The sequence below is a fragment of the Kocuria sp. ZOR0020 genome (assembly GCF_000800955.1).
GTDB classification, from domain to species: domain Bacteria; phylum Actinomycetota; class Actinomycetes; order Actinomycetales; family Micrococcaceae; genus Kocuria; species Kocuria subflava.
In genome coordinates, this window is record NZ_JROX01000430.1 from 1 (window position 1) to 285 (window position 285).

The 285-nt window shown below is 69.8% G+C and carries 1 protein-coding gene; it reads right to left on the reverse strand.

Going from position 1 to position 285, the window contains the following annotated elements; genetic code table 11:
• Positions 1 to 33: 33 nt before the first annotated feature.
• Positions 34 to 285: hypothetical protein (locus L979_RS16530; protein ID WP_047692897.1), on the reverse strand; the 252-nt coding region annotated here is incomplete at its 5' end.

A 285-nucleotide genomic window follows, 5' to 3' on the forward strand; every position in this document is an offset into this window, starting at 1 on the left:
CAACCTTTCTCCTGCCGCTGCGAGCCGGGGTGGTCACAGGCGCGGTGCGGATCGGGTCACGGCGTTCGGCCTCACCTGGTTCTTCGTCGGGTTGTCGCTGGTGATGGACCGTGCGCGGTTGAGTGCGACGCGTGCTCGTGCGGCGTCGATCTTCTGGCTGGTGCTCTCTGCCGCCGGACCGAGCGGGTTCCGGTTGTCGGTGACCTGGTAGCGGTCGCGGTAGGCCGCGATCGTGCGGGCGGCGCGCCACCACGCCGCATGCTTCTTGTCGTCCTTCGGCGGGGC